The following is a 23,761-nucleotide window of genomic DNA, read 5'->3' as shown; positions in this document are numbered from 1 at the left end:
GTCTAGCGGACGGGGAAGCCGAAGGTGTAGCCCTGCGCCTTCAGCCGGGGGAGGAGCCGGCGCAGGGCCTCGACGGTCTGGGTGCGGTCACCGCCCGCGTCATGGAAGAGGAGCGTCGGACCGTTGGGCAGCTCCCGCTCGACGGTCGCGACGATGGCGTCCGTGCCCGGCAGCTCGAAGTCCTTGGTGTCCACGTTCCAGCCCAGCGGACGCATCCCGCGGTCGGCGGCGAGCTTGCGGCTGTACGGGGTGAACGCGCCGCCGGGCGCGCGGTAGTACATGGGGCGGACGCCGCCGGACGCCTTGGTGATCATGCGTTCGGCGTCGAGTATCTGCTTCGACTGGTAGGCCTCGGACTCCTTGTCCATGCCGGTGTTGTGCGAGATCGAGTGGTCGCAGAGGCGGTGCCCGTCCGCGACGACCTTCTTCACGACGTCGGGGTGGGCCTGCGCCTGCGTCCCGACCATGCAGAAGGTGGCCTTCACTCCGTTCTGCCGCAGCAGGTCGAGCATGTGGGGCGTCCACTTGGGGTCGGGGCCGTCGTCAATGGTGATGTTGATGCCGCGCTTGCCCTGCTCCGAGGCGTGCGCGATGGTCCTCGACACCGGCTTGACGTCCTGGCCGGGCCGGGCGGGCGCGGTCGCCTCCGGCGACGCGTCGTCCGCGTCGCCGGCCTGCGCGGTCCATACGGAAGCGCCGGTGGCGAGCATCGTCACCCCGAGTGCCGCCCCGATCAACTTGCCGTACCAGCCCCGCCCGCCGCCGTGCCGTGCCATGCCCGCCCCTCTCACCAAGACCTCGTCGTTTCCCCCGGTCGCCGCCGTGCGGCCACCCGGCAGGACGAGTCGGGGAGGCGGGAGGATGCGTCTGTTACGGATCACGGACAATTCCGCAGGAGATCGCTGACAATTGCGCACGGGATCGCTGACGATCCCGCACGCGATCGCGGACGACTCGCGGGCGCCGACCGCTCCTCCCGTCAGCCGCGGATCATCGACATCAGCAGCTCATGCGTCCTTGCGTCGGCCGCCGCCACGAGCCCCCGGCCCCCGCGCCCCACCGGGGCGCCGTCAACTCCGGTGACCACACAGCCCGCTGCCCGGCACAGGGCGATGCCGGCGGCGAAGTGCACGCTCCCCGAGAGGTCGCCGCCGTCGGTGACGTACGCGGCGCGGCGGCCCGCGGCGACCCAGGCCAGCGCCAGCGTCGTGGACACGACCCGCGGCCGGAACCGTGCGCCGAACTCGGGGTGGGCCAGCAGGTCCACGCCGCGGAAGCCCGGCGCGCTCGGGAACGGCGGATCGAGGTTGACGTCCACGAGCCGGGTGTCGGCGGACGGGAGCAGCGGCGTGTCACCGGCCCCTTCCCGCACCCACGCGGCCGTCCCGTCCGTGTGGAACACCTCGTCGCCGAAGGGGTCCGCCGTCGCCGCGGCGCCGCCGCGCAGCGCCACGTTGACGGCCACGAGCATGTTGCCCACGGCGTAGTTCAGGGTTCCGCACAGCGGATCCACCAGCCACTGGCGCGCGGCATCGGCGTCGCCCCGCCTGCCGCCCTCCTCGCCGAGCACGGTGTCGTCGGGCCGCGCGGCCCGTATGACGTCGAGGATCGCCTTCTCGGCCGCCACGTCGGCCTCGGTGGCGAAGTCCCCCGCGCCCTTGTCGATCCGGTCGAGCCGTCGGCCGTACATTCCGCGGACGACGTCCGCGCCCGCACGCGCCGCGGTGATGGCGACGTCCGAGTCGGTGCCGCCGGAGCCGGAGTACGTCTCTGAGGTGATCATCGGCGCAGAGTAGCGGCCCGCCGGGCGGGGGCACCGCCCGTGGCAGGGTGAGCGCATGACACCGAATCGGGCGCACCCGCCGTCCGACCTCTCGACGGCGAAGGCCCTGGTCCACGCCCCCTGCGGATTCACCTGGTCACAGCCGGAGCCCGAGCCGGAGGGCGCCGACTACGCCGCCCACACGTTCACCCTCGACGGTCTGCGCGTCCGCTACCGCGAGGCCAGGACGACACCGACCAAGGCCGGCCAGTTCGTCTTCCCTCTGGAGGCGCTGCGCGCGCAAGGTGTCGTGTCGACGGGCGGCTCCGGCGGCAAGCGCGCCTTCCGCGTCTGTCCGCCGTGGGTGACCACCGCCAACCGTCAGGCGGAGAAGGCGCAGTCGTGGCAGGTGGAGTTCTTGCTGCCGTCGCACGGCACCGTGGATCCGGCCCGTGCCCGGGCCCTCTATCTGCGGACCGCTCAGTAGGAGACCTTGCCGCCGGTCGTGCGCTCTCTGCGGGCCGAGAACACCACGAAGCCCGCGCCGAGGCCCAGGAACGCGGTGCCGCCGACGACGTACGGGGTCGTGTCGAAGGAGCCCGTATCCGCGAGGTGGCCGGAGGCCTCGGTGGTGGTCTCGTGCTGCGACGGGGAGCTCTCGCCGCGGGGGGCCTCGTGCGTCGCCGGTGACGTCGCGTTGGCGGAGGGGACGAAGCACAGGGCGCCCAGAAGGGCTCCGGCGGCGGCGGTGGTCAGCAGTGATCGGCGTGCGGACACGGAATCGGATCCCCCTTGTGGCGCTGGCGAATTGGCCGTGTGGGGCGATGCTAATGAAAGGTGCGGGTCGCGGGAAAGTCGCGAGCTCCGGGGGCCGTACCCTCCGTCGTATGAGTGGAGACGAGACATCACGGTTTGTACGGCTCAGGGTCGAAATGGTCGTGGAGGTGGGCGACGCGGAGAAGCTGACCGGCGCCGCCCTCGGTCACATCGCCGAGGACGAGCAGATGCCCGCCGAGGAGCGGGCGCACGCCGAGACCGCGGTCCAGGAGGACGTCGCCGAGGCGCTCGCCTACCTCGTGGACCCCTTCGACCTGGTCAGCCAGGTGCCGGGCACCGAACTCACCCAGGCTTCGTGGAGCAGTGAGTCGGTCGACTACGACCCCGACGCACCGGACTGGGACCCGGACGGGGATGATGACGAGGACGACGAGTTGTAGTCCGGATTGAAGAATGCGGAATCGGGAACCCCGGGCAGCAACCGCCGCCCGGGGTTCCGTCGTCTCACCCCCGCACGGTTCGCCTCGTCCGCCCGAGGGGCGACGAGAGACAATTCCAGTACCGGGAACGTGGTGTTCCCCACACTCTTCGCGGTAGTGGAACGGGACGAACCGGGCAGGACGTTATGCGGGATTACGGGGGACTCTCGGGGTTGATTCTGGGGATTCGGCAACTATGGAGATGCGTGTGATGACGGACAGTAGGCGTCGCGGGCTCGGACGCGGGCGCAAGAGCGCCGCGGCCGTGTCCGCCCTGGTGAGCGGCGTGCTCGTGCTCTCGGCGTGCAGCAGCGACGACGGCGACAAGGCCTCGGGCGGCAAGGAGTCGCAGAACCAGGTCGACGAGGCGGCGGCGAAGAAGACCTCCGCGGCCCAGATCAAGATCGCCCCCAAGAACGGCTCCGACAACGCAAGCATCAACAGCGCGGCCGCCGTCACGGTGAGCGAGGGAACGCTCACGGACGTGACGATGAAGTCCGACGACGGCACCGCCGTCGCCGGGAAGATATCCGCGGACCAGAAGAGCTGGAAGCCCAGCGTCCAGCTGGAGCGCGCCACGAAGTACAAGATCTCGGCGACCGCCAAGGACTCCGAGGGCCGCAAGGCGCACGAGAACTCGGCGTTCACGACGGTCTCGAAGGCCAACAGCTTCATCGGCAATTTCACGCCCGAGGACGGCTCGACCGTCGGTGTCGGCATGCCCGTGTCGATCAACTTCGACAAGGCGATCACCAACAAGAAGGAAGTCCAGTCCGCCGTCAAGGTCTCGTCCAGCAGCGGACAGGAGATCTCCGGCCACTGGTTCGGCGCGAACCGCCTGGACTTCCGGCCCGAGCAGTACTGGAAGGGCAACTCCACGGTCACCCTGAAGCTGAACCTCGACGGCGTCGAGGGCGCCGACGGGGTCTACGGCGTGCAGCAGAAGACCGTCCAGTTCAAGATCGGCCGCAACCAGGTCTCCGTCGTCGACGCCAAGACGAAGCAGATGAAGGTGATGCGGGACGGCAAGGTCGTCAAGACCATCCCGATCTCCGCGGGCTCGCCCGAGAACAAGACGTACAACGGCAAGATGGTGATCTCCGAGAAGTTCAAGGAGACCCGGATGGACGGCGCGACCGTCGGCTTCAAGGACGGCGACGGCAAGGGCGAGTACGACATCAAGGACGTCCCGCACGCCATGCGCCTGTCGAACTCCGGCACGTTCATCCACGGCAACTACTGGGGCTCGCCGTCCATCTTCGGCGGCGCCAACACCAGCCACGGCTGCATCGGCCTCCAGGACGCCAAGGGCGCGGGCGACAAGAGCACGCCGGGCTCCTGGTTCTACGAGAACTCGATCACCGGTGACGTCGTCGACGTCCGGAACACCGGCGACAAGACCATCGCCCCGGACAACGGCCTCAACGGCTGGAACATGGACTGGGCGCAGTGGAAGGCCGGCTCGGCGGTCTGAGCCCCGGCTGTCGCGTACGGAAGCGGCCCGCACCCCGTGAGGGGTGCGGGCCGCTTCCACGTCCGGCTGTCACGCCCCGGTCGGCGTGAAGACCGCGCTGACCTTGTACGGGCGGTCCATCGTCATCGTCACGTTCTCGTCCGTGATCGCGTGGCGCCTGCCGTCGACGATCCACGCGCTGACGCGGTACCCGGCCGCGGGCTTCGCCGTGACGCCCACCGTGGTCCCCGGGGTGTAGGGCCCGTAGACGGCGGGGCGGACCGTGCCGTTCGGGGCCGCGTCGAGCGTGAGCCGGTGCCGGGCGCGGGTCGCCTTCAGCGTGCGGTAGCCCGCGACGACGGGGGCGGACCTGCGGGCCAGCGCGGCGTTGTTGTTGTTCTCGTCGCCCAGGGGCTGGCCCTCGACGGTGTTCTCGGTGTTCGAGTACTGGTTGACGGGCTTGCAGGGCTGCCCGCAGCTCTTCGCGTACGCCATCACGGTGTGGTGGTCACGGCGCGGCGTGATCCATCCGGTGCCGCCTGGGGAGTTGAGGAGCTCGCGGTAGCCCTCGGGGCCCGCCTGCCGGTCGAGGGTCGCGCGATCGTGGAAGAGGCCCAGGTTGTGGCCGAGCTCGTGCCCGAGGTTGTACCACTCGCTGAGGGACTGGACGTCCACGGCCGAGTACGCCAGCTCGTCGTCGAACTGGCCCTTCGTGGGCAGGCTGGCCTGGCCCGACGAGCCGACGGGCACGTCGTTGATGACGGTGACCAGGTCGACGCCGAGCTCCTCGCGCTTGCGGTGCGCGGTCGCGCCCAGCTCGCGGTCCTGCGGGTCGGAGAGCTTCTCCAGCATCTCGGCGGCCGTCTGGTCGCCGGTGTACCCGGTGTCGTACGTGTCGATGATGTCGATCCGGGCCGCGACGTCGCTGTCCGCGAGGGCCTGGTTCATATAGGACTCGGCCATGCCCATGCGGGCCGCCATCGCCTGCTCGCCGCCCACCCGGCGCACCGCGGGGGGTGTGTATCCGGCGAGCACGTCGATGACGACGGGGTCGGCCGGGTCGGCCGGGGCGCGGTGCGCGAGGGAGTCGTGCAGGTCGCGGGCCGCGCGGTCGTCGAGGGCTCCGTTGTCGGCCGCGGGGCGGCGGCGCGCGCCGGGGTCCTCCTCCGTGATCCGCAGGCGCGGGCGCTCGCCGGGCAGGGTGGTGAGGTGGTACGTGCGGGTGCCCAGGTCGACCAGGGCGTCGACGACGGGCCTGCGCTGGACGGGGCGGGTCTCCACGGCGGGCCGGCTGCCCTTCGCGGGGCCGCACACATGGGTCGCCGAGAACACCGCCTGCTGGTCCGGGGCGCCCTTGACGTGGCCGGACCACGTGACGGTGTCCTCGTGCGCCGAGCGGCCGTCCTGGACGAGGGTGATCCGCACGCCGGGGAAGAGGTCGAGGGCGTGCTCGGCGGCCCGCCCGAAGCCGCCGGACGCGCACAGCCACCGGTAGTCGGCGACGTCCAGGGCGACGGTGCGCTCCCGCAGGACGTCCTTCTCGTTCGCGGACGGGCGGGGGCCCGACGGGTGCGGGTCCGACGGGTGGGGTTCGGCCACCGCTGCGGCCGTGGACAGGGTGAGGGCGGCAGCGCAGAGGCAGGCCAGCCGGATCGAGCCGCGGGGGCGCGAAGAGGGCGTCGGGATCATGGCGCTTGTCGTTCCACTGCGGGGGCGGGCGGCAACCGCGGGCCCGGGTACGTCACCCGAGCGCGCGGCCGCGGCACTCACACGGCCGCGTCCATTCCGGCACGGGGAAACCGAGAGGGCGACGGTCCGTATTCCCGAATTGGCCGGATCAGGCCAATTGCCGTTAAGGCGTCATGAAATTCGGACAGCCTCAACTCTGTACTTCTGTCCCGCTATTGAGCGCGTGTTCGCCCCTCGGCATACTTCGTCGTCCGAGGGGCCGTAGCCCCTTTACCTCCAGGGGGAGACTTGCACAGACAAGTGAAGAGAGCGTGCGGGGCCAGTGTCGCCGCGGCGGTCGCCGTGGCACTCGCGGCGGGCATGACCAGCCCCGCGGCCGCGGACCCGGCCACCGCAGGACAGACGGCAGCGGCGGGGGGCGTGCTCGGCAATGGCGCGGCCAAGGACCGCGTCACGCTGATCACCGGTGACCGTGCCGTCCTCGACGCCGACGGACGCGTGGTCGGCCTGGACCGCGCCAAGGGCCGGGAACACATACCCGTACAGGTGCGGCACAGCGGCGGTCACACGCTGCTGATACCCGCCGACGCGCAGCGCCTGATCGCCGACGGCACCGTCGACCGGCGCCTTTTCGACGTCACGGAGCTGAACAAGAAGCGCAACCGTGCGGCACAGAAGAAGGCCCTCAAGGTCATCGTCGGCTACAAGGGCTCGGCGGCCGCAGCCAAGGCCGACGTCCGGGGCGCCGGAGACACCACCGTCCGCAGGAGCCTGAAGGCGCTGAACGCCGACGCGGTCAGCACGCCGAAGCAGGACGCGGGCGACCTGTGGGCCGCGCTCACCAGCGGCAAGGGCACCGACCGCACCGCGGCGTCCGGCATCGACCACGTCTGGTTCGACGGCGTCCGCAAGGCGAGCCTCGACAAGAGCGTCAAGCAGATCGGCGCCGACAAGGCGTGGGCCGCCGGGTACGACGGCAAGGGCGTCAAGATCGCCGTCCTGGACACCGGCGTCGACACCAGGCACGACGACCTCAAGGACCAGGTGATCGCGGAGAAGAACTTCACGGACTCCGCCGACGCCAAGGACCGCTACGGCCACGGCACGCACGTCGCGTCCATCGCGGCCGGCACGGGCGCCAAGTCCGGCGGGAAGTTCAAGGGCGTCGCACCCGGCGCCAAGCTCCTCAACGCCAAGGTCCTCGACGACGACGGCTACGGCGACGACTCCGGCATCCTCGCCGGCATGGACTGGGCGGCCGAGCAGGGCGCCGACGTCGTCAACCTGAGCCTCGGCGGCCCCGACGCCCCCGGCATCGACCCGCTCGAAGCGCAGGTCGACAAGCTCTCCAAGGACAAGGGCATCCTCTTCGCGATCGCCGCGGGCAACGACGGCGAGCCCGGCTCGGTCGGCTCCCCGGGCAGCGCGGACGCCGCCCTCACCGTGGGCGCCGTCGACGACAACGACAAGCTGGCGGACTTCTCCAGCCAGGGCCCGCGGGTCGGCGACGGCGCGATCAAGCCCGACGTGACCGCGCCCGGCGTGGACATCACGGCCGCCGCCGCGGACGACTCCGTCATCGACAAGGAAGTCGGCCAGAACCCTCCGGGCTACCTGACGATCTCCGGTACGTCGATGGCGACCCCGCACGCCGCGGGCGCCGCCGCCCTGCTCAAGCAGCAGCACCCGGACTGGAAGTACACGGAGCTGAAGGGCGCGCTCGCCGGCTCCACCAAGGGCGGCAACTACACCGCCTTCCAGCAGGGTTCGGGACGTATCGCCGTCGACAGGGCCATCAAGCAGACCGTCATCGCCGACCCGTCGTCGGTGAGCTTCGGCACGCAGCAGTGGCCGCACACCGACGACAAGCCCGTCACCAAGAAGGTCACCTACCGGAACCTCGGCAAGGACGAGGTCACCCTCGACCTGACGGTGTCCGCGACCGACCCGAAGGGCCGCCCGGCCCCGGCCGGCTTCTTCACCCTCGGCGCGAAGAAGGTCACCGTCCCCGCGGGCGGCACCGCCTCCGTGGACCTGACGGCGGACTCCAAGCTCGGAGGCACGGTCGACGGCGCGTACTCCGCGTTCGTCGTGGCGGAGGGCGGCGGCCAGTCCGTGCGCACCGCGGCCGCGGTCGACCGCGAGGTGGAGTCGTACGACGTCACCGTGAAGCACCTCGGGCGTGACGGACAGCCGACGAAGCACTACATGGACTCGTTCGTCGGCCTCACCGGCGGCGCCAGGGGCACCGACCGCAGCTCGTACGACCCGTCGGGCACCGTCAAGCTCCGCGTCCCCAAGGGCAGTTACGTCCTCGACTCGAACGTCGCGGTCGACCTGGCGGACCTCTCCAAGGGCATCGACTGGCTCGCCCAGCCGAAGGTCGACGTCACCAAGAACACCACGGTGACGGTGGACGCGCGGACGGCGAAGCCGGTCGACGTCACCGTGCCCGCGACCGACCTCAAGGGCGTCCTCGCCGCACCCGACTACACGGTCGAGACGCCCGACTTCAGCGCGGGCTTCGGCTGGCTGATGGACGAGTACAAGAACTTCCGCACCGGTGCCATCGGCGCCGCCCCGACCGGCGTCACGCTCAGCCAGTCGTGGCCCGCCGTCTGGACCAAGGGTGACAACACCGAGTACAACGTCACCTCCGGCGGCAAGGTGAAGCAGCTCGCCACCGGCTACACCAAGCACTACAAGGCGACCGACCTGGCCACGCTCAAGGTCGGGCTCGGCGCGGCCGCGAGCGGCAAGACGGGCTCGCTGCGCGCTGCCGCCGAGCTGCCCGACGTCGACGGCGGCTGGTCCGTCTCCGTCCCGACGAAGCTGCCGACCGAGCGCAGGCTGTACGTCTCCACGGGCGACAAGGTCAAGTGGGGCCTGGAGTTCGAGCAGAACGGCCCGCCCGACCCGAACGACCCGGACGGCTGGCCGACCCTGGAGACCGCCTACACGCTGGGTGCCTCGCAGACCTTCAAGCCGGGCGCGACCTACGAGAAGACGTTCAACACGGCCGTCTTCGGGCCGCGCATCGGCGGCGTGTACGGCGTCTACCGGCGCGGCAACGAGATCGTGGGCGACCTGCCCGTCTTCGCCGACGGCCAGACCCACGCGGGCTACTCGCTGTACACGTCGGTCAAGACGACGCTGACCCGCAACGGCACGCAGATCGGCGAGAACACGGACCCGCTGACCGGCCAGAAGTCGTTCAAGGTTCCGTCGGGCGACGCCGCGTACAAGCTGTCGACGTCCGTGAAGCGCAGCGTCAAGGTGGGCGCGGCCTCCACGCGCATCGACGCGAGCTTCAGCTTCCGCTCCAAGAAGGTCGACGAGGCGAAGCTGCCGGTCTCCACGGTGCGGTTCAGCCCGAAGGTCGGCCTGGACAGCCGGGCGAAGGCGGACGAGAAGCAGTCCGTACCGGTCACGGTCCAGGGCGCGGCCGCGGGCTCGAACCTCAAGTCCCTTGCCGTGTACGTCTCCTACGACTACGGCCAGACCTGGAAGAAGGTCACGGTCACGGGCGGCAAGATCTCCGTGAAGAACCCCGCGAAGAACAAGGCGATCTCGTTCCACGCCAAGATCGCGGACAAGAAGGGCAACAAGTCGACGCTGTCGATCTACAACGCGTTCTACGCGAAGTAGTCCTGCCCCGGCGCGGCACCGAAGGGACTGTCGATCACGTATCGCCAGCACCCGTCGGTGCCGCGCCGCACTACGTCGGTGGCCGTGGACCGCGCCTCGCCCGCGCCGATCTCCCAGTCGACGATCAGGAGCGCGATGTCTCCGGCGACGTGGATGTGCCGGGGGCGCACGGTGATCGGGAGGCCGAGGGCGAGGAACGGGGCGTTCGCCGCGGCGATCTCCGCATCGCCGTGCACGGCGTCCCCCGATTCGGGCACGAAGGCGGCCCGCTCCTCGTAGAGCTCGCGCACGGCCCCGGCGTCGCCGCTGTTGAAGCGTGCGGCGAACGCGGCGGGGACGTCCTCGGGCCGTGTGGGCAGGCCGGGCGTCGTCGTGTTACTCCTGCTGTCGGTCATGGCTGAACCGTAGGAGGCCCTCTCGTGACTCACCGAACGGTAAGCGCCGCACGCCCCGGGCTGCCGGATGACGCGTCGGCGGAGGTCACCGCCCCGAGCCCCGACTGCCCCGTGGAGATCACGCTCGCCGCGCTGCGCGGCCGCTGGACCACGCTCGTCGTCCGCGAACTGCTGCGCCGCGACACGGCCGCGTACGGTGAACTCGCCTCGGCGCTGCCGCAGTTGTCCGACAAGACCCTGACCGAGCGCCTCGCGCAGCTGGTCGCCGCCGGTGCGGTCCACCGGACCCGCACCCCGGGCTGGCCCACCACGGTGACGTACGGGCTCACCCCGCGCGGCCGTGCGCTGGGCCCGGTCCTGCAAGCCCTGTGGGACTGGGGCGCGGTGCCCGCTCAGCCCTCGGAGCCGTAGGGCCGCGTGATGATCTCCAGGCTGTGGCCGTCCGGGTCGTCCCAGTAGACGCCGCGGCCGCCGTCGTTCGTGTTGGTCTCGTTGACGCGCCGGTGGTACGGGTCCGCCCAGTACGTGAGACCGCGGCTCTTGATGCGGCCGAAGATCTCGTCGAACTCGTCCTCGGAGACGAGGAAGGCGTAGTGCTGGGGCACGAACGGGCCGCCGTCGCGCTCGTAGTAGTCGAGGGTCACGCCGTTGGGGATCGCCACCGGGACGAAGGGGCCGTACTCGGGGCCCACCTCCAGGCCGAGGATGTCCGCGAGGAACTGGGCGGACGCCTTCTTGTCCCGTGCCGCGACGATGGTGTGGTTGAGTTCGATCGACATCGTGTGACCTCCCGGTCCGCCGGTCCTGCCGTTGTCCGTGCCGTTGTCCGGTCCGGGAACCACCGTAGGACCGGCGGGCCCGGCGACACATCGGTCGCCGGGCCCGCCGTGGTGCGCCGCAGGGCCTAGGACCAGGCCGCGCGGACGCGTCAGATCGTCGCGGTGTCGATCACGAAGCGGTAGCGCACGTCGCTGGCGAGGACCCGCTCGTACGCCTCGTTGATCTGGTCGGCGCGGATCAGCTCGATCTCCGCACCGAGCCCGTGCACCGCGCAGAAGTCCAGCATCTCCTGCGTCTCCTGGATGCCGCCGATGCCGGAGCCCGCGAGGGTCTTGCGGCCCCCGATCACGGAGAACAGGTTGAGGGAGACCGGCTCCTCGGGCGCGCCGACGTTCACGAAGGCGCCGTCCGTGCGCAGCAGACCCAGGTACTTGTCCAGGGGGAGCGGCGCGGAGACCGTCGAGAGGATCAGGTCGAAGGAGCCCGCGAGCTGCTCGAACGTGGCGTCGTCGCTGGTCGCGTAGTAGTGGTCGGCGCCCAGCTTCAGGCCGTCGTCCTTCTTGCGCAGGGTCTGGGAGAGGACGGTGACCTCGGCGCCCATGGCGTGCGCGATCTTGACGGCCATGTGGCCGAGACCGCCGAGGCCGACGATGGCGACCTTCTTGCCGGGGCCCGCGTGCCAGTGGGCGAGCGGGGAGTACGTGGTGATGCCGGCGCAGAGCAGCGGCGCGGCCACGTCGAGCGAGAGCCCGTCGGGGATGCGGAGGGTGTACGCCTCGTCGACGACGATGTGCGTGGAGTAGCCGCCGTAGGTCGGCTCGCCGTCCTTGCCGATCCCGTTGTACGTCTGGACGTTGCCCTGGGCGCAGTACTGCTCCAGGCCCGCCTTGCAGTTCTCGCACTCGCGGCAGGAGTCGACCATGCAGCCGACGCCGACGCGGTCACCCACGGTGAACTTGGTGACACCGGGGCCGACCTCGGCGACGACACCGGCGATCTCGTGGCCGGGCACCATCGGGTAGATGCCCTCGCCCCAGCCGTCGCGGGCCTGGTGGATGTCCGAGTGGCAGATACCGGCGTACTTGATGTCGATCAGGACGTCGAACTCGCCGACGGCGCGGCGCGGCACGGTGGTCCGCTCCAGGGGCGCCTCGGGGGCGGGAGCGGCGTAGGCGGAAACGGTGGTGATCTGCTCAGTCATGTCATCGAGGCTGCCACTGACCTGCGGTGCCACCCAGACACCCGTTCTGCCTACGACCACTGTGCCTACCACTGGCGGGGACAGGCTCCCGGGCGTACGCCCCTGGATACCGGACGGCGACCCTGGATACTGGACAGCATGGACGAGAACCCCGCGCTCCTCGACAGTCGGGCGGAGCTGAGCGAATTCCTGCGCACCCGCAGGGCGCGGCTGCAGCCCCAGGACGTCGGCCTGCCGAACTTCGGACGGCACCGCAGGGTGCCCGGCCTGCGCCGCGAGGAGCTCGCCCAGCTCGCCGGGGTCTCCGTCGCGTACTACACCCGGCTCGAACAGGGCAACGGCCGCAACGTCTCCGGCGAGGTGCTCGACGCCATCGCGCGCGCCCTGCGCCTGACCGACGCCGAGCACGCCCACCTGACGCGGCTCGCGAAGCCGAAGACGCTCAAGAAGAAGCGGGCGGTGCGCCAGCAGCACATGCGGCCCGCGCTGCAGCAGCTCCTCGACTCCGTCCAGTCCGTGCCCGCGTACGTGGTGGGCCGCCGCACGGACATCCTCGGCTGGAACGCGCTCGCCGCGGCGCTCTTCGGTGACTGGGGCGAGCTCGCGCCGGCCGACCGGAACTGGGCGCGCGTCTGCTTCCTCGACCCGCGCTCGCGCGACCTCTTCGTGGACTGGGAGCAGAAGGCGTCGGACATCGTCAGCTACCTGCGCATGGACGCGGGCTGCTATCCCAACGACCCCGAGCTCTCCTCCCTCGTCGGCGAACTCTCCGTGAAGAGCGAGGAGTTCAGGGGTCTGTGGGCCACGCACGACGTCCGCGAGAAGGGGCACGGCGTCAAGCGCCTGCACCATCCGCTGGTGGGCGAACTGACGCTGTCCTTCGAGACGCTGCGGCTGCCCGACGACTGCGACCAGTCCCTGATGATGTACCACGCGGAGCCGGACTCGGCGTCGGCACAGGGCCTGCGGCTGCTCGCGAGCTGGGGCAGGGACGCGTCGGCCGTGGGTTCGCCGCAGAAGTGACGGCCTGCTGCCGTACGGTCCGATTTCGCGGGAGGCGGAACCCGCCACGCTGCGCCGACGGCCGTATCGCTCCTACGCTGAGCGAGTGAGCAGCCAAGAGCGCCCGAAGGCGAACGAAGCCCGCGTCATCCCTCTGCGCCCGGTCAAGGCGGCGCCGACCCCTGCCCGGCCCGCGGGGGAGAAGGAACCCCTCTGGCGCGACGTCGTCGGCGACGTCCTGCGCGGTGAGCGCCTCGCGCAGGAGCGCACGCTCAAGGACGTGGCGGAGGCCGCCCGGATCTCCATGCCCTACCTCTCCGAGCTGGAGCGCGGCCGCAAGGAGGCCTCGTCCGAGGTCCTCGCGGCCGCCGCCCACGCGCTGGGCCTCGGCCTGCCCGATCTGCTCTCCCTGGCCCAGACGCGGCTGGCCGGCCTTCCCCGCGCGAGGCCGGCCAGGGCGTCGTACCAGGGCGAGGTCCGCCTGGCCGCCTGATCAGGCCGCGGCCGGCAGGGCCCGCCTGCTGAGCACCTGGTCCGCGAGCCCGTACGCCACCGCCTCCTGCGCGGTGAAGACCTTGTCGCGGTCCATGTCGGCGCGGAGCGTCGCGATGTCGTGGTGCGTGTGGTGGGCGAGCACCTCCTCCACCTGCGACCGGATCCGGAGCATCTCCTTGGCCTGGAGGCTGAGGTCGGACACGGTTCCCTGCTGGCCGCGGCTCGCGGGCTGCCCGAGCAGCACGCGCGCGTGGTCCAGCACGAGCCGCCGTCCCGGGTCGCCGCCGGCGAGCAGCACGGCGGCCGTCGACGCGGCTTGGCCGACGCAGAACGTCGAGATCGGTGTGGTGATGAAGCTCATCGTGTCGTAGATGGCCATGAGCGAAGTGAAGGATCCGCCGGGCGAGTTGATGTAGATGGAGACCTCGCGCTCCGGCGCGGACGACTCCAGATGCAGGAGCTGCGCGATGACGACGTTGGCGACGCCGTCGTCGATCTCCGTCCCGAGGAAGATGATCCGCTCGGAGAGCAGCCGGCTGTAGACGTCGTAGGCGCGCTCGCCACCTTGCGGGGTGCGCTCGACGACGGTGGGAATCGTGTACTGACTCACTGTCTTCCTCCCTCTCCCTCAGATCCCGAGCCCGATACGGCGCTTCGACCCCGCGGGCCGCACGTCGTCCAGGGAGGCGACCACGTGGTCGACCATCCCGTACTCCTTGGCCTGCTCGGCGGTGAACCACCGGTCGCGGTCGCCGTCCCGCGAGATCGTCTCCTCGCTCTGCCCGGTGTGCTCGGCGGTGAGCCGCTCGATGGTCCGCTTCGTGAACTCCAGGTTCTCGGCCTGGATGGCGATGTCCGCGGTGGTGCCGCCGATGCCGGCGGAGGGCTGGTGCATCATGATCCGCGCGTTGGGCAGCGCGAACCGCTTGCCCGCGGTGCCGACGCTGAGCAGGAACTGCCCCATGCTGGCGGCGAATCCCATGGCGAGGGTCGCCACGTCGTTCGGGATGAGCCGCATGGTGTCGTAGATGGCGAGCCCGGCGGTGACGGACCCGCCCGGGCTGTTGATGTACAGACTGATGTCGGTCTTCGGATCCTCCGCCGACAGCAACAGCATCTGCGCGCACACGCGGTTGGCGGACACCTCGTCGACCTGCGTCCCGAGGAACACGATCCGCTGGTTGAGCAGTTGCGCGGCGAGGTGATCGTCGAACCGCGACGGCGCGGTCTCCCCCTCCTCGCCCCGCATGTCCCGCTCCCTGTCCCGCACTCCCATGACGCCTCCCAGGTCCCTCGAAGCGAAGCCCAACGCCCCGCTCCGCCTTCACTGTTGCCCGCACCGACGCCCCCTGTCAGAAATCTCGGCCCGTGGCAGATTCGCTGAGGGCAGAGGGGCGGGGAGGGGTTCCCCGCAGTGGCACTCGGTGCCACAGTGGGGGGCATGGACACTTCCATCGGCTCGGGCACCTCGCAGGCCTGGGCGGCACTGAGTGCCGACGCTTCGCTGCTCGGCCGGGTGTCCTACGGCGGCTCGTCCGGAGGGCTTCCGGCGCGGCTGCCCGTCATGGAGCTGGCTCGGGCCACCGTCGCGGTGTGCTCGCTCGCGGCCGCCGAGCTCACTTCCGTACGCACGGGGCGCCCCGTGCCCCGTGTGCGGGTCGATGACGAGGCGGTCGCGACGGCGTTCGTCAGCGACCGGTTGGTACGGGTCGACGGGCGGGCGTGGTCGACCTTCGCCCCGCTGTCACGGTTCTGGCGGGCGACCGACGGATGGGTCCGCACGCACGCCAACTACCCGCACCACCGGGCGCGGTTGCTCGCCGCCCTCGGGGTGCCGGAGTGCGCCGGCGAGGAGGCGGTGGACGCGGTGGCCCGGGCGATCGCCGGGCGCACGGCGTCAGAGGTGGAGGAGACCGTGTACGCGGCGGGCGGCCTGGCCGTCGCGGCACGCGGCCCCGAGGCCTGGGCCAGGAGTGAGCAGGGGCTCGTGGTCGCGGGGCAGCCGCTGCTGACGACGGCGCGCATCGATGATGCCCCGGTTCGAGTGCCGGGCCGTGCCGCACTGCCTTGTGCGGGGCTGCGCGTCCTGGATCTGACCCGGGTGCTGGCCGGGCCGGTCGCCACCCGGACGCTCGCGTTGCTCGGTGCCGACGTACTGCGGATCGACGCCCCTCAGCTGCCGGAGAGTCAGGAGGCCCACAACGACACGGGGATGGGGAAGCGCTCGACCACCCTGGACCTGCGGCAGGCCGCCGACCGCAGGCTCTTCGAGGGACTGCTCGATGCGGCGGACGTGGTGGTCACCGGTTACCGGCCGGGCGCGCTGGAACGGTTCGGTCTGACGCCCGAGGAGCTCGCCGAGCGCCATCCGGGTCTCGTGATCGCCCAGCTCTCCGCGTGGGGCCGCTACGGGCCGTGGCGCGAGCGGCGCGGCTTCGACAGCCTGGTCCAGGTGGCCACCGGCGTCGCCGAGCTGGAGGGCTCGCCGGACGCGCCCGGAACTCTGCCCGCTCAGGCACTCGACCACGGCACCGGGTATCTGCTCGCGGCCGGTGTCCTTCGCGCGCTCACCGAGCAGCACGGTACGGGCGGCACCCGGCTGGTCCGCCTGGCGCTGGCGCGGACCGCGCACTGGCTGATCAACGACCTGGCGCCCGCGCCGGGCGAGGACGAGCCCTTCGACGCCGAACACTGGCTGACCGAGACCGACAGTCCCATGGGCCGCCTGCGGCACGCGCTGCCGCCGGTGTCGTACGACGGAGGCCCGGCGAACTGGGACCGTCCGCCGGGCATATGGGGAGCGGATGCCCCGCAATGGAGCGACACCTGACGTCACGACCGCCCCCGTCCCCGCGCCGCGGGACAGGGGCTCTCGTGCTTCGTGCGTGCTCGCCGCTCAGCCGTGCGCCGAGCGGTACTTGCGGACCGCCAGCGTGCGGAAGATCAGGACGATCAGGATGGAGTAGAGCAGCGAGGCCCAGACCGGGTGCTGCATGGGCCAGGCGTTGGACGGTGAGACCCCTGGGTTGCCGAAGAGCTGGCGGCAGGCCTGGACGATGGCGCTGAAGGGGTTCCAGTCGGCGACGTGCCGCAGCCACGGGGTCATCTGGCTGGAGTCCACGAACGCGTTCGAGATGAAGGTGACGGGGAAGAGCCAGATGATGCCTCCCGACGTGGCCGCTTCGGGCGTGCGGACGGAGAGGCCGATGAGCGCGCCGATCCACGTGAACGCGTACCCGAGCAGGAGCAGGAGTCCGAAGCCCGCCAGGATCCTGCCCGCGTTGGTCGGTTCCGCCGAGCCCGTCCGCCAGCCGACGAGGAGCGCCACGACCGCGAGGACCACGAGGGTGATCGCCGTCTGGACGAGGTCGGCGACCGTGCGTCCGGTGAGGACCGCGCCGCGCGCCATCGGCAGCGAGCGGAAGCGATCGACCAGACCCTTCTGCATGTCGTCGGCGATGCCCGCCGCCGAGCCCGCCGTGGCGAAGGTGACGGTCTGCGCGAAGATGCCCGCCATCAGGAAGTCTTTGTAGACATCGGGATCGGTGCTGTTGCCGATCTTCATGGACCCGCCGAAGACGTACGTGAACAGGACCACGAACATCACCGGCTGGATGACCCCGAACAGGACCATCTCGGGGATGCGGGACATCCGGATCAGGTTCCTGCGGGCGATGACCAGGGAGTCCCGCACGGACTGACCCACGCCGCCCGTGGGCCGGGGCGCCAGGGACTGCCTCGCTTCGGTTGCGGTGCTCACTTGTCGGCCTCCTTCTTGCGCTTGGACTTGGCGTCGGCGCCGTCTCCCTTGGTCTCGTCCGCGACCTCGGCGGCGTGTCCGGTGAGGGAGATGAAGACGTCGTCGAGGGTCGGGCGGCGCAGGCCGATGTCGTCGATCTCTATGCCGCGGGCGTCCAGTTCGCGGATGACCTCGGCGAGCAGCTTCGCGCCGCCGGTGACGGGGACGGTCAGCTTGCGGGTGTGCTCGGCGACGGCGACCTCGCCCTTGCCGAAGCCGCGCAGGACCTCGGAGGCGGTGGCGATGTGCTCGCGCTCGTGCACCACGACCTCGACGCGCTCGCCGCCGGTCTGGGCCTTGAGCTGGTCGGAGGTGCCGCGGGCGATGACGCGGCCGTGGTCGACGACGCAGATGTCGTGCGCGAGGTGGTCGGCCTCTTCGAGGTACTGCGTGGTGAGGAGCAGTGTCGTGCCGCCCGCGACCAACTCCTGGATGACCTCCCACAGTTGCTGGCGGTTGCGCGGGTCCAGGCCGGTGGTCGGCTCGTCCATGAACATCACGGGGGGCGACACGACGAGCGCCGCGGCGAGGTCGAGACGGCGGCGCATGCCTCCGGAGTACGTCTTGGAGGGGCGGTCGGCCGCGTCGGCGAGGTTGAACCGGTCGAGCAGTTCGGCCGCTCTGACCTTCGCCTCCTTGGCCCGCATCTGGTAGAGCTGGCCGACCATCTGGAGGTTCTCACGCCCCGTCAGGTACTCGTCCACGGCCGCGAACTGGCCGGAGAGTCCGATGGAGCGCCGGACCTCGTTGGGGTGCTTCAGTACGTCGATGCCCGCGACGACGGCCTTGCCGCTGTCGGGCGTGAGCAGCGTCGTCAGGCAGCGGACCGCCGTGGTCTTCCCCGCGCCGTTCGGCCCGAGCAGGCCGAGCACGGTACCTTCCGGGACATCCAGATCGACGCCGTCCAGAGCCCGTACGTCGCCGAAGGTCTTCACCAGACCTTCGGCGTAGATGGCGCCTGGCATGTGGGTTCTCCCCTGGTGTGGATCGCTCCGGTGAAATTCCGGTGCTTCTGGTGGATTTCCTGCGCAAAAGCTTAGTTTTGCCGGACTTCCGACGCCCGGCGACAGGTGACGAGGAGCACACCATAACGCGATACATCGCGTTCGCTCAGCTGTTTTTCCAAAGTCCTCGCGCGACAGCGCCGCCTCAGTCGATGACCGTGTAACCCGCCGCCCGCAGCGCCGCGCCCACCTCGACGCAGTGCTCCGGGCCCTTCGTCTCCAGCTGCAGCTCCACCTCGGCCTCGGTGAGCCCGAGCCGGGGGTCCGTGCGCACGTGGCTCACGTCGAGGACGTTCGCGTCCACCTCCGACAGGACGCCGAGGAGCGTGGCCAGGGCGCCCGGCCGGTCGGTGAGGCGCAGCCGCAGCGAGAGGTAGCGGCCCGCCGCCGCCATGCCGTGGCGCAGGATCCGCTGCATCAGGAGCGGGTCCACGTTGCCGCCCGAGAGCAGCGCCACCACCGGGCCCTCGAACGCCCCGGGATCGCTCATCAGGGCCGCGACCGGGCTGGCGCCGGCCGGCTCGACGACCATCTTGGCCCGCTCCAGGCAGAGCAGCAGGGCACTGGAGAGCGCGTCCTCGGAGACCGTGACGACGTCGTCGACGAGGTCCTCGACCAGCTGAAACGGTACGTCGCCGGGGCGGCCCACCTTGATGCCGTCGGCCATCGTCGCCGGGTTCTTGATCGACACCGGGTGGCCCGCGGCGAGCGAGGGCGGATAGGCCGCGGCCCCGGCCGCCTGCACGCCGACCACCTTCACGTCCGGGCGCAGCGCCTTCACCGCGACCGCGATGCCCGCCACGAGCCCGCCGCCCCCGATGCCCACGACGAGGGTGCGCACCTCCGGGCACTGCTCCAGGATCTCCAGGCCGACCGTGCCCTGCCCCGCGATGATGTCGGCGTGATCGAAGGGGTGGATGAAGACCGCGCCCGTCCGGTACGCGTACTCCTGCGCGGCGGCCAGCGTCTCGTCCACCACCTGCCCGTGCAGTCGCACCTCCGCTCCGTAGTCACGCGTCGCCGCCACCTTGGGCAGTGGCGCACCGGCGGGCATGAACACCGTGGAGCGCACGCCGAGGAGCGAGGAGGCCAGCGCCACGCCCTGGGCGTGGTTGCCCGCGCTGGCGGCGACCACTCCGGCGGCGCGCTCCTCGGGGAGCAGACCCGCGATCCGTACGTACGCGCCGCGCAGCTTGAACGAACCCGTCCGCTGCAGGTTCTCGCACTTGAGGTGCACAGGGGCCCCGACCAGGCCGGACAGGTACCTGCTGCCCTCCATCGCCGTCATCCGGGCCACTCCGGAGAGCATCTTCTGCGCGCCGCGCACGTCGTCGAGGGTCACCGTGGCGAGGGACTTCGGCAAGGAGTGCGGCGTGCGGTAGCTCATGACGGCAAGTCTTGCAGCCGACGCCCGAGTCCTCCTGGGATGACCAAGGAACGAGACCGTTATCGCGTGGGTTTGCGCAGCGCAGGTACGGTACGCGCCGCGGCCGCGTACCCTGGCCCCCAACCCATCGCCCTCGCATGAAGTGAGCCCCCGGCCATGCCCACAACTCCGGACATGACGACCGCCAGCGATCCCGCCCTCCTGGACAGCCTGCAACACCAGGTGGCGGTCTTCGCCCGCCGCGCGGAGCAGACCCGTCTCGGCGGCGTCGGCCAGGTCCGCAACTCCATGGACCGCGCCGCGTATCTGCTGCTCAACCGCCTCGACAAGGAGGGGCCGATGGGCGTCAAGGCGCTCGCGGCGAGCATGGGCATCGACTCCTCGACGGTGACCCGGCAGGTCGCGCCGCTCGTCGACACCGGCCTCGTCAAGCGCACCTCGCACCCCGAGGACGGGCGTGCCGTGGTGCTCCAGCTGTCGCCGCGCGGCCAGGCCCGACTCGACGAGGTCCGCTCCTCGCGGCGCGAGCTGATGGCCGAGCTGACGCAGGACTGGGACCCGGCGGAGCGCGAGAGCTTCTGTGCGCTCCTCACACGCTTCAATTCCGCCCTCTCCGCGCGCCAGACGTCACACACGGCACCCGGAGGAGAGGTTTCGGCCACTCCGGAGTCTTGACCCCGGCCCTGCCTCTGGCCTCATATGAGACCGGGATCCCCCTTCCTTCCGGCCGGGAGGCGCGGTGCGAGAACGGCAGGCGCTCCAGAGCGCCCGCCGTGCCCGGGAGTTCGAGGCGTTCGTCGCGGGCGCGGCAGGGCGGCTCCTGCATGCCGCGACGCTGCTCACCGCAGAGCCCCCCGACGACAACCCACGCGCGCGTGCGCTGCTGACCGCGGCGCTCGCGCACACGTACGCGTCGTGGGACCGGCTGCGCGGCGAGGATCCGTACGACCGCACCCGCCAGCAGGTCGCCCTGCGCTTCGGACGTGCGGCCTGGCGCCGACACCGCGGCCACGGCGGTGTCCTGGGCCGGCTGAGCCCCCAGGAGCGGCTGATTCTCGTCCTGCGCATGTACGAGGGTGTGGCGGAGGAGCAGACAGCGGCGCTCCTCGGGCTGCCCGCCGAGCGGGTCCGGGTGATCTGTGCCCGCGCGATCGCGACGGTGCTGCATCCGCCGCGCGGGCCCGCGCCGACCAGGGCGCTGAGCGGGGCGGCGCCGTCATGAGCCAGTACGAGCGCAAGGAGGAGGCGATCCGGCGCCTCCTGGAGGGCGCGACGCCCGTCGTGCCGCCCGAACTCCTCGACGACGCGGTACGGCGCGGCAGCCGGGCGCTGCGGCGCCGTACGGCGGTGCGGCGGGCCTTGTGGACGCTGCTGTTCGTCGCCGCGGTGGCGTTCGTCGTGTGGGCGTCCGTGGCCCGGCCGTGGGTGGAGCCGCCGACGGACACGACCCCACCCCTGACCCGCTGGTGACGGCTCCTGGCGGCTAGCCCAGCGCCTGCTGGAGGTCGGCGACGAGGTCGTCCGCCGACTCGATGCCCACGGAGAGCCGCACGAGGTCGCCGGGGACCTCCAGGGCGGAGCCCACCACGGAGGCGTGCGTCATCCGGCCCGGGTGCTCGATCAGGGACTCGACGCCGCCCAGGGACTCGCCCAGAGTGAACAGCTCGGCCCGGTTGCAGACCTCGACGGCCGCCGCCTCGCCGCCCTCGACGCGGAACGACACCATGCCGCCGAAGGACCGCATCTGCTTGGCGGCGACCTCGTGACCGGGGTGCTCGGGAAGGCCCGGGTAGAGAACGCTGCTCACGCGCGCGTGCCGGGTCAGCATCTCGGTGACCTTGGTGGCGTTCTCGCTGTGCCGGTCCATGCGCACCGCGAGCGTCTTGATGCCGCGCAGCACCAGCCAGGCGTCGAAGGGCCCGGCGACGGCGCCCATCGCGTTCTGGTGGTACGCCAGCTCCTCGCCGAGCTCCGCGTCGTCGACGACCAGCGCGCCGCCGACGACGTCCGAGTGACCGCCCATGTACTTCGTCATGGAGTGCACGACGACGTCCGCGCCGAGCGCGAGCGGCTGCTGGAGGTAGGGGCTCGCGAAGGTGTTGTCGACGACGAGCCGCACGCCGGCCTCGCGGGCGATCTGCGCGACCGCGGCGATGTCGGTGATGCCGAGCAGCGGGTTGGAGGGGGTCTCCACCCAGATCGCCTTGGTGCGGTCGGTCAGCGCGGCGCGCACGGCCTCCGGGTCGGAGGTGTCGGCGACGGACCACTCCACGCCCCACCGCGAGACGACCTTGGCGAAGAGCCGGAAGGTGCCGCCGTACGCGTCGTTGGGGATGACGACGTGGTCACCGGGGCTGAGCAGCGTACGGAGAAGGCAGTCCTCGGCGGCGAGCCCCGACGCGAAGGCGAGTCCACGGCGGCCGCCCTCCAGTGCGGCCAGGTTCTCTTCGAGGGCGGTCCTGGTCGGGTTGGCGCTGCGGCTGTACTCGTAGCCGCCGCGCAGCCCGCCGACGCCGTCCTGCTTGTAGGTGGAGACCTGGTAAATGGGCGGGACGACGGCGCCGGTGAGCGGGTCGGCGGTGTTGCCCGCGTGGATGGCCACGGTCTCGAAGCTCTGCGTGCTGTGCGAGTCACTCATGCGGCCTGAGCGTAGTGCGCGCACGGACCCTTCCGCCGGGTCGGTCCGGGTACGTCCCGGCAGGTTGGCCAATTGTCCGACGCGTCTGGTTCGCTTGTCCCATGGAGATTCTCTGGTTCCTGTTCGCGGTGATCATGATCGGTGCGGTCCTGGGGCCCGTACTGCTGCGCAGGCGCGGCGGAATCCGGCAGGTGGCACCCGGTTCGCCGGACGCCGCGGACCCGGCTGATTACGGCTTCCTCCGGCAGGAGGAGCTGGACATCCGCATGCCGGGGCCGGACGCGGATCTCCTCGAAGTGCTCGACCTGGTGCAGCGCACGCAGGAGTGGAAGGCCGCCTCGCAGCTGCTGGCCGGCACCGAGACGCACGGCGAGCGGCGCTGGCAGCGCGTGCAGGCCTTCGCGGGCGCGGCCTCGCTGGAGCTGCAGCGGCGGCCCGGCGGCGTCAGCGACAGCCCGGGCGGGCAGTGGCTGCGGGTGTGGCGTGCCGAGACGCCCAAGGACGCGGGCGGCGCGGCGGTGCACGCGGAGTTCCTCGTGCAGCAGGCGTGGCGCACGGCGGAGCAGGGGACGGACGAGTTCCGGATCATCCTGGAGGAGGCGAAGGACGCGTGCGCGCAGGCGGCGCTGCTCTCTCCCGGCGACCCCGTTCCGTACATCATCGAGCTCTCCATCGCGCGCGGACTCGCGTACTCCCGCGAGGAGTTCGAGCAGCTGTGGCTGAAGATCCTGGACCGCGCGCCCGCCCACATGGGCGCGCACCTCGCGGCGCTGCACTACTGGTGCGAGAAGTGGCACGGCTCCAGGGACCTGGCGTACGGCTTCGCGGAGGCCGCGGCCGCCCGCGCGCCCCGCGGCTCCCTGCTCGCGGCGCTGCCTCTCTTCGCGGTGTACGAGCACCTGCCCGAGGTCAACCTGGTGCGCGGGTTCTACGAGAGCGAGGTCGTCACCAAGGCCGTCGAGGGTGCGCTGTTCGCGGTGCACTCCGCGCGCGCGGACGACCCGATGCTGGCGCACGTCCGGCACCTCCTGGTCTTCTTCCTGGTGCGCTGTCAGCGCTGGTCGGAGGCGATGAACCAGCTGGTGCACGTGGACGGCCACGTGGGCGCGCTGCCGTGGACGCTCTCCGAGGACCCCGCTTCGGACTACGCGGTGTACCGCGCGCTGGCGGTCGCGGGGTACGAGGCGAACGGCGGCAGCCCGGCGACGCTCCCGCACTGACCGGAATGCGCCGTCGTCTCCGTACGTTGACG

General features: G+C 71.2%; 25 protein-coding genes. 12 read left to right on the top strand and 13 right to left on the bottom strand.

Translation table 11 applies throughout. The annotated features are described in order from the left end of the window. Positions 1–2: 2 nt before the first annotated feature. Together DEJ48_RS14465 and DEJ48_RS14460 are read right to left on the bottom strand one after the other, a co-directional pair. A complete protein-coding gene (locus DEJ48_RS14465) occupies positions 3–776 on the bottom strand; it encodes a polysaccharide deacetylase family protein (protein ID WP_150216514.1) in 774 nt (257 codons plus the stop codon). A gap of 203 nt (positions 777–979) precedes the next feature. Beyond that, positions 980–1,783 carry an inositol monophosphatase family protein gene (locus tag DEJ48_RS14460; protein ID WP_150216513.1) on the bottom strand — a complete coding sequence of 268 codons (804 nt, stop codon included), beginning with the start codon at positions 1,781–1,783 and terminating at the stop codon, positions 980–982. A gap of 55 nt (positions 1,784–1,838) precedes the next feature. On the opposite strand from DEJ48_RS14460, the gene DEJ48_RS14455 reads away from it, so the two are divergent. Next, positions 1,839–2,249, top strand: a complete 411-nt coding sequence (locus DEJ48_RS14455) for a MepB family protein (protein WP_150216512.1) — start codon at positions 1,839–1,841, stop codon at positions 2,247–2,249. Here the strand turns inward: DEJ48_RS14455 and DEJ48_RS14450 are convergent. Further along, a complete protein-coding gene (locus tag DEJ48_RS14450) occupies positions 2,243–2,539 on the bottom strand; it encodes an LPXTG cell wall anchor domain-containing protein (RefSeq protein ID WP_190537403.1) in 297 nt (98 codons plus the stop codon). The two genes, DEJ48_RS14455 and DEJ48_RS14450, sit on opposite strands and share 7 nt — an antisense overlap. A 110-nt stretch (positions 2,540–2,649) precedes the next feature. Here DEJ48_RS14450 and DEJ48_RS14445 point away from each other — a divergent pair, with 110 nt between their 5' ends. Beyond that, a complete protein-coding gene (locus DEJ48_RS14445; protein WP_150216510.1) occupies positions 2,650–2,979 on the top strand; it encodes a hypothetical protein in 330 nt (109 codons plus the stop codon). Positions 2,980–3,229: 250 nt separating this feature from the next. After that, positions 3,230–4,492: an Ig-like domain-containing protein gene (locus DEJ48_RS14440; protein WP_150216509.1), complete on the top strand. Its 1,263-nt coding sequence runs from the start codon at positions 3,230–3,232 to the stop codon at positions 4,490–4,492. Positions 4,493–4,561: 69 nt separating this feature from the next. On the opposite strand, the gene DEJ48_RS14435 is transcribed toward DEJ48_RS14440, so the two are convergent. After that, the gene (locus DEJ48_RS14435) at positions 4,562–6,160 is read right to left on the bottom strand and encodes an InlB B-repeat-containing protein (protein WP_150216508.1); all 1,599 of its coding nucleotides are present in this window, start codon (positions 6,158–6,160) and stop codon (positions 4,562–4,564) included. 300 nt (positions 6,161–6,460) lie between these two features. Here DEJ48_RS14435 and DEJ48_RS14430 point away from each other — a divergent pair, with 300 nt between their 5' ends. Beyond that, complete coding sequence (locus DEJ48_RS14430) at positions 6,461–9,808, top strand: S8 family peptidase (RefSeq protein ID WP_223832044.1); 3,348 nt, start codon at positions 6,461–6,463, stop codon at positions 9,806–9,808. On the opposite strand, the gene DEJ48_RS14425 is transcribed toward DEJ48_RS14430, so the two are convergent. Continuing rightward, positions 9,796–10,203, bottom strand: coding sequence for a YybH family protein (locus DEJ48_RS14425; protein ID WP_150216507.1), 408 nt, complete (start codon positions 10,201–10,203; stop codon positions 9,796–9,798). The two genes, DEJ48_RS14430 and DEJ48_RS14425, sit on opposite strands and share 13 nt — an antisense overlap. Positions 10,204–10,227: 24 nt before the next feature. On the opposite strand from DEJ48_RS14425, the gene DEJ48_RS14420 reads away from it, so the two are divergent. Next, positions 10,228–10,614 (top strand): winged helix-turn-helix transcriptional regulator, encoded by a 387-nt coding sequence (locus tag DEJ48_RS14420; protein ID WP_150216506.1) that lies wholly within the window; start codon positions 10,228–10,230, stop codon positions 10,612–10,614. On the opposite strand, the gene DEJ48_RS14415 is transcribed toward DEJ48_RS14420, so the two are convergent. Both DEJ48_RS14415 and DEJ48_RS14410 read right to left on the bottom strand, forming a co-directional pair. Continuing rightward, entirely contained in the window at positions 10,596–10,982 is a 387-nt protein-coding gene (locus DEJ48_RS14415) for a VOC family protein (RefSeq protein WP_150216505.1), read from the bottom strand. The genes DEJ48_RS14420 and DEJ48_RS14415 overlap by 19 nt on opposite strands. A gap of 149 nt (positions 10,983–11,131) precedes the next feature. Continuing rightward, positions 11,132–12,184 (bottom strand): NAD(P)-dependent alcohol dehydrogenase, encoded by a 1,053-nt coding sequence (locus DEJ48_RS14410; protein WP_150216504.1) that lies wholly within the window; start codon positions 12,182–12,184, stop codon positions 11,132–11,134. A 138-nt stretch (positions 12,185–12,322) separates the two neighbouring features. Here DEJ48_RS14410 and DEJ48_RS14405 point away from each other — a divergent pair, with 138 nt between their 5' ends. Further along, positions 12,323–13,207, top strand: coding sequence for a helix-turn-helix transcriptional regulator (locus DEJ48_RS14405; RefSeq protein WP_150216503.1), 885 nt, complete (start codon positions 12,323–12,325; stop codon positions 13,205–13,207). Positions 13,208–13,292: 85 nt separating this feature from the next. After that, positions 13,293–13,679 carry a helix-turn-helix domain-containing protein gene (locus tag DEJ48_RS14400; RefSeq protein ID WP_150216502.1) on the top strand — a complete coding sequence of 129 codons (387 nt, stop codon included), beginning with the start codon at positions 13,293–13,295 and terminating at the stop codon, positions 13,677–13,679. On the opposite strand, the gene DEJ48_RS14395 is transcribed toward DEJ48_RS14400, so the two are convergent. Together DEJ48_RS14395 and DEJ48_RS14390 are read right to left on the bottom strand one after the other, a co-directional pair. Then, on the bottom strand, positions 13,680–14,291 hold the full coding sequence (locus DEJ48_RS14395) for a ClpP family protease (RefSeq protein WP_150216501.1): 612 nt from the start codon (positions 14,289–14,291) through the stop codon (positions 13,680–13,682). A gap of 18 nt (positions 14,292–14,309) precedes the next feature. Further along, positions 14,310–14,957, bottom strand: a complete 648-nt coding sequence (locus tag DEJ48_RS14390) for a ClpP family protease (protein ID WP_150216500.1) — start codon at positions 14,955–14,957, stop codon at positions 14,310–14,312. Positions 14,958–15,122: 165 nt separating this feature from the next. On the opposite strand from DEJ48_RS14390, the gene DEJ48_RS14385 reads away from it, so the two are divergent. Then, a complete protein-coding gene (locus DEJ48_RS14385; RefSeq protein WP_150216499.1) occupies positions 15,123–16,511 on the top strand; it encodes a CoA transferase in 1,389 nt (462 codons plus the stop codon). 66 nt (positions 16,512–16,577) lie between these two features. On the opposite strand, the gene DEJ48_RS14380 is transcribed toward DEJ48_RS14385, so the two are convergent. From DEJ48_RS14380 to ilvA, 3 genes are all read right to left on the bottom strand, one after another. Next, entirely contained in the window at positions 16,578–17,441 is an 864-nt protein-coding gene (locus tag DEJ48_RS14380; RefSeq protein WP_190537401.1) for an ABC transporter permease, read from the bottom strand. Next, a complete protein-coding gene (locus DEJ48_RS14375) occupies positions 17,438–18,445 on the bottom strand; it encodes an ATP-binding cassette domain-containing protein (RefSeq protein ID WP_150216498.1) in 1,008 nt (335 codons plus the stop codon). The genes DEJ48_RS14380 and DEJ48_RS14375 overlap by 4 nt, the downstream gene beginning before the upstream one ends. A gap of 184 nt (positions 18,446–18,629) precedes the next feature. Beyond that, a complete protein-coding gene (ilvA, locus tag DEJ48_RS14370; RefSeq protein WP_150216497.1) occupies positions 18,630–19,871 on the bottom strand; it encodes a threonine ammonia-lyase in 1,242 nt (413 codons plus the stop codon). Positions 19,872–20,027: 156 nt separating this feature from the next. On the opposite strand from ilvA, the gene DEJ48_RS14365 reads away from it, so the two are divergent. The 3 genes from DEJ48_RS14365 to DEJ48_RS14355 all read left to right on the top strand — a co-directional run bounded on the left by DEJ48_RS14365 (position 20,028) and on the right by DEJ48_RS14355 (position 21,341). After that, on the top strand, positions 20,028–20,546 hold the full coding sequence (locus DEJ48_RS14365; RefSeq protein WP_150216496.1) for a MarR family winged helix-turn-helix transcriptional regulator: 519 nt from the start codon (positions 20,028–20,030) through the stop codon (positions 20,544–20,546). 64 nt (positions 20,547–20,610) lie between these two features. Then, positions 20,611–21,093 carry a sigma factor-like helix-turn-helix DNA-binding protein gene (locus DEJ48_RS14360; protein WP_150216495.1) on the top strand — a complete coding sequence of 161 codons (483 nt, stop codon included), beginning with the start codon at positions 20,611–20,613 and terminating at the stop codon, positions 21,091–21,093. Beyond that, positions 21,090–21,341 (top strand): hypothetical protein, encoded by a 252-nt coding sequence (locus DEJ48_RS14355; RefSeq protein WP_150216494.1) that lies wholly within the window; start codon positions 21,090–21,092, stop codon positions 21,339–21,341. The genes DEJ48_RS14360 and DEJ48_RS14355 overlap by 4 nt, the downstream gene beginning before the upstream one ends. A 13-nt stretch (positions 21,342–21,354) precedes the next feature. On the opposite strand, the gene DEJ48_RS14350 is transcribed toward DEJ48_RS14355, so the two are convergent. Beyond that, positions 21,355–22,509 (bottom strand): cystathionine gamma-synthase, encoded by a 1,155-nt coding sequence (locus DEJ48_RS14350; protein WP_150216493.1) that lies wholly within the window; start codon positions 22,507–22,509, stop codon positions 21,355–21,357. A 101-nt stretch (positions 22,510–22,610) separates the two neighbouring features. Here DEJ48_RS14350 and DEJ48_RS14345 point away from each other — a divergent pair, with 101 nt between their 5' ends. After that, positions 22,611–23,729, top strand: a complete 1,119-nt coding sequence (locus DEJ48_RS14345) for a hypothetical protein (RefSeq protein ID WP_150216492.1) — start codon at positions 22,611–22,613, stop codon at positions 23,727–23,729. Positions 23,730–23,761: the final 32 nt, after the last annotated feature.

Origin of the sequence: Streptomyces venezuelae (genome assembly GCF_008642315.1) — a bacterium.
GTDB lineage: Bacteria > Actinomycetota > Actinomycetes > Streptomycetales > Streptomycetaceae > Streptomyces > Streptomyces venezuelae_D.
The sequence above is the reverse complement of the archived record's forward strand: the minus strand, read 5'-3'. Positions and strand labels throughout refer to the sequence as shown.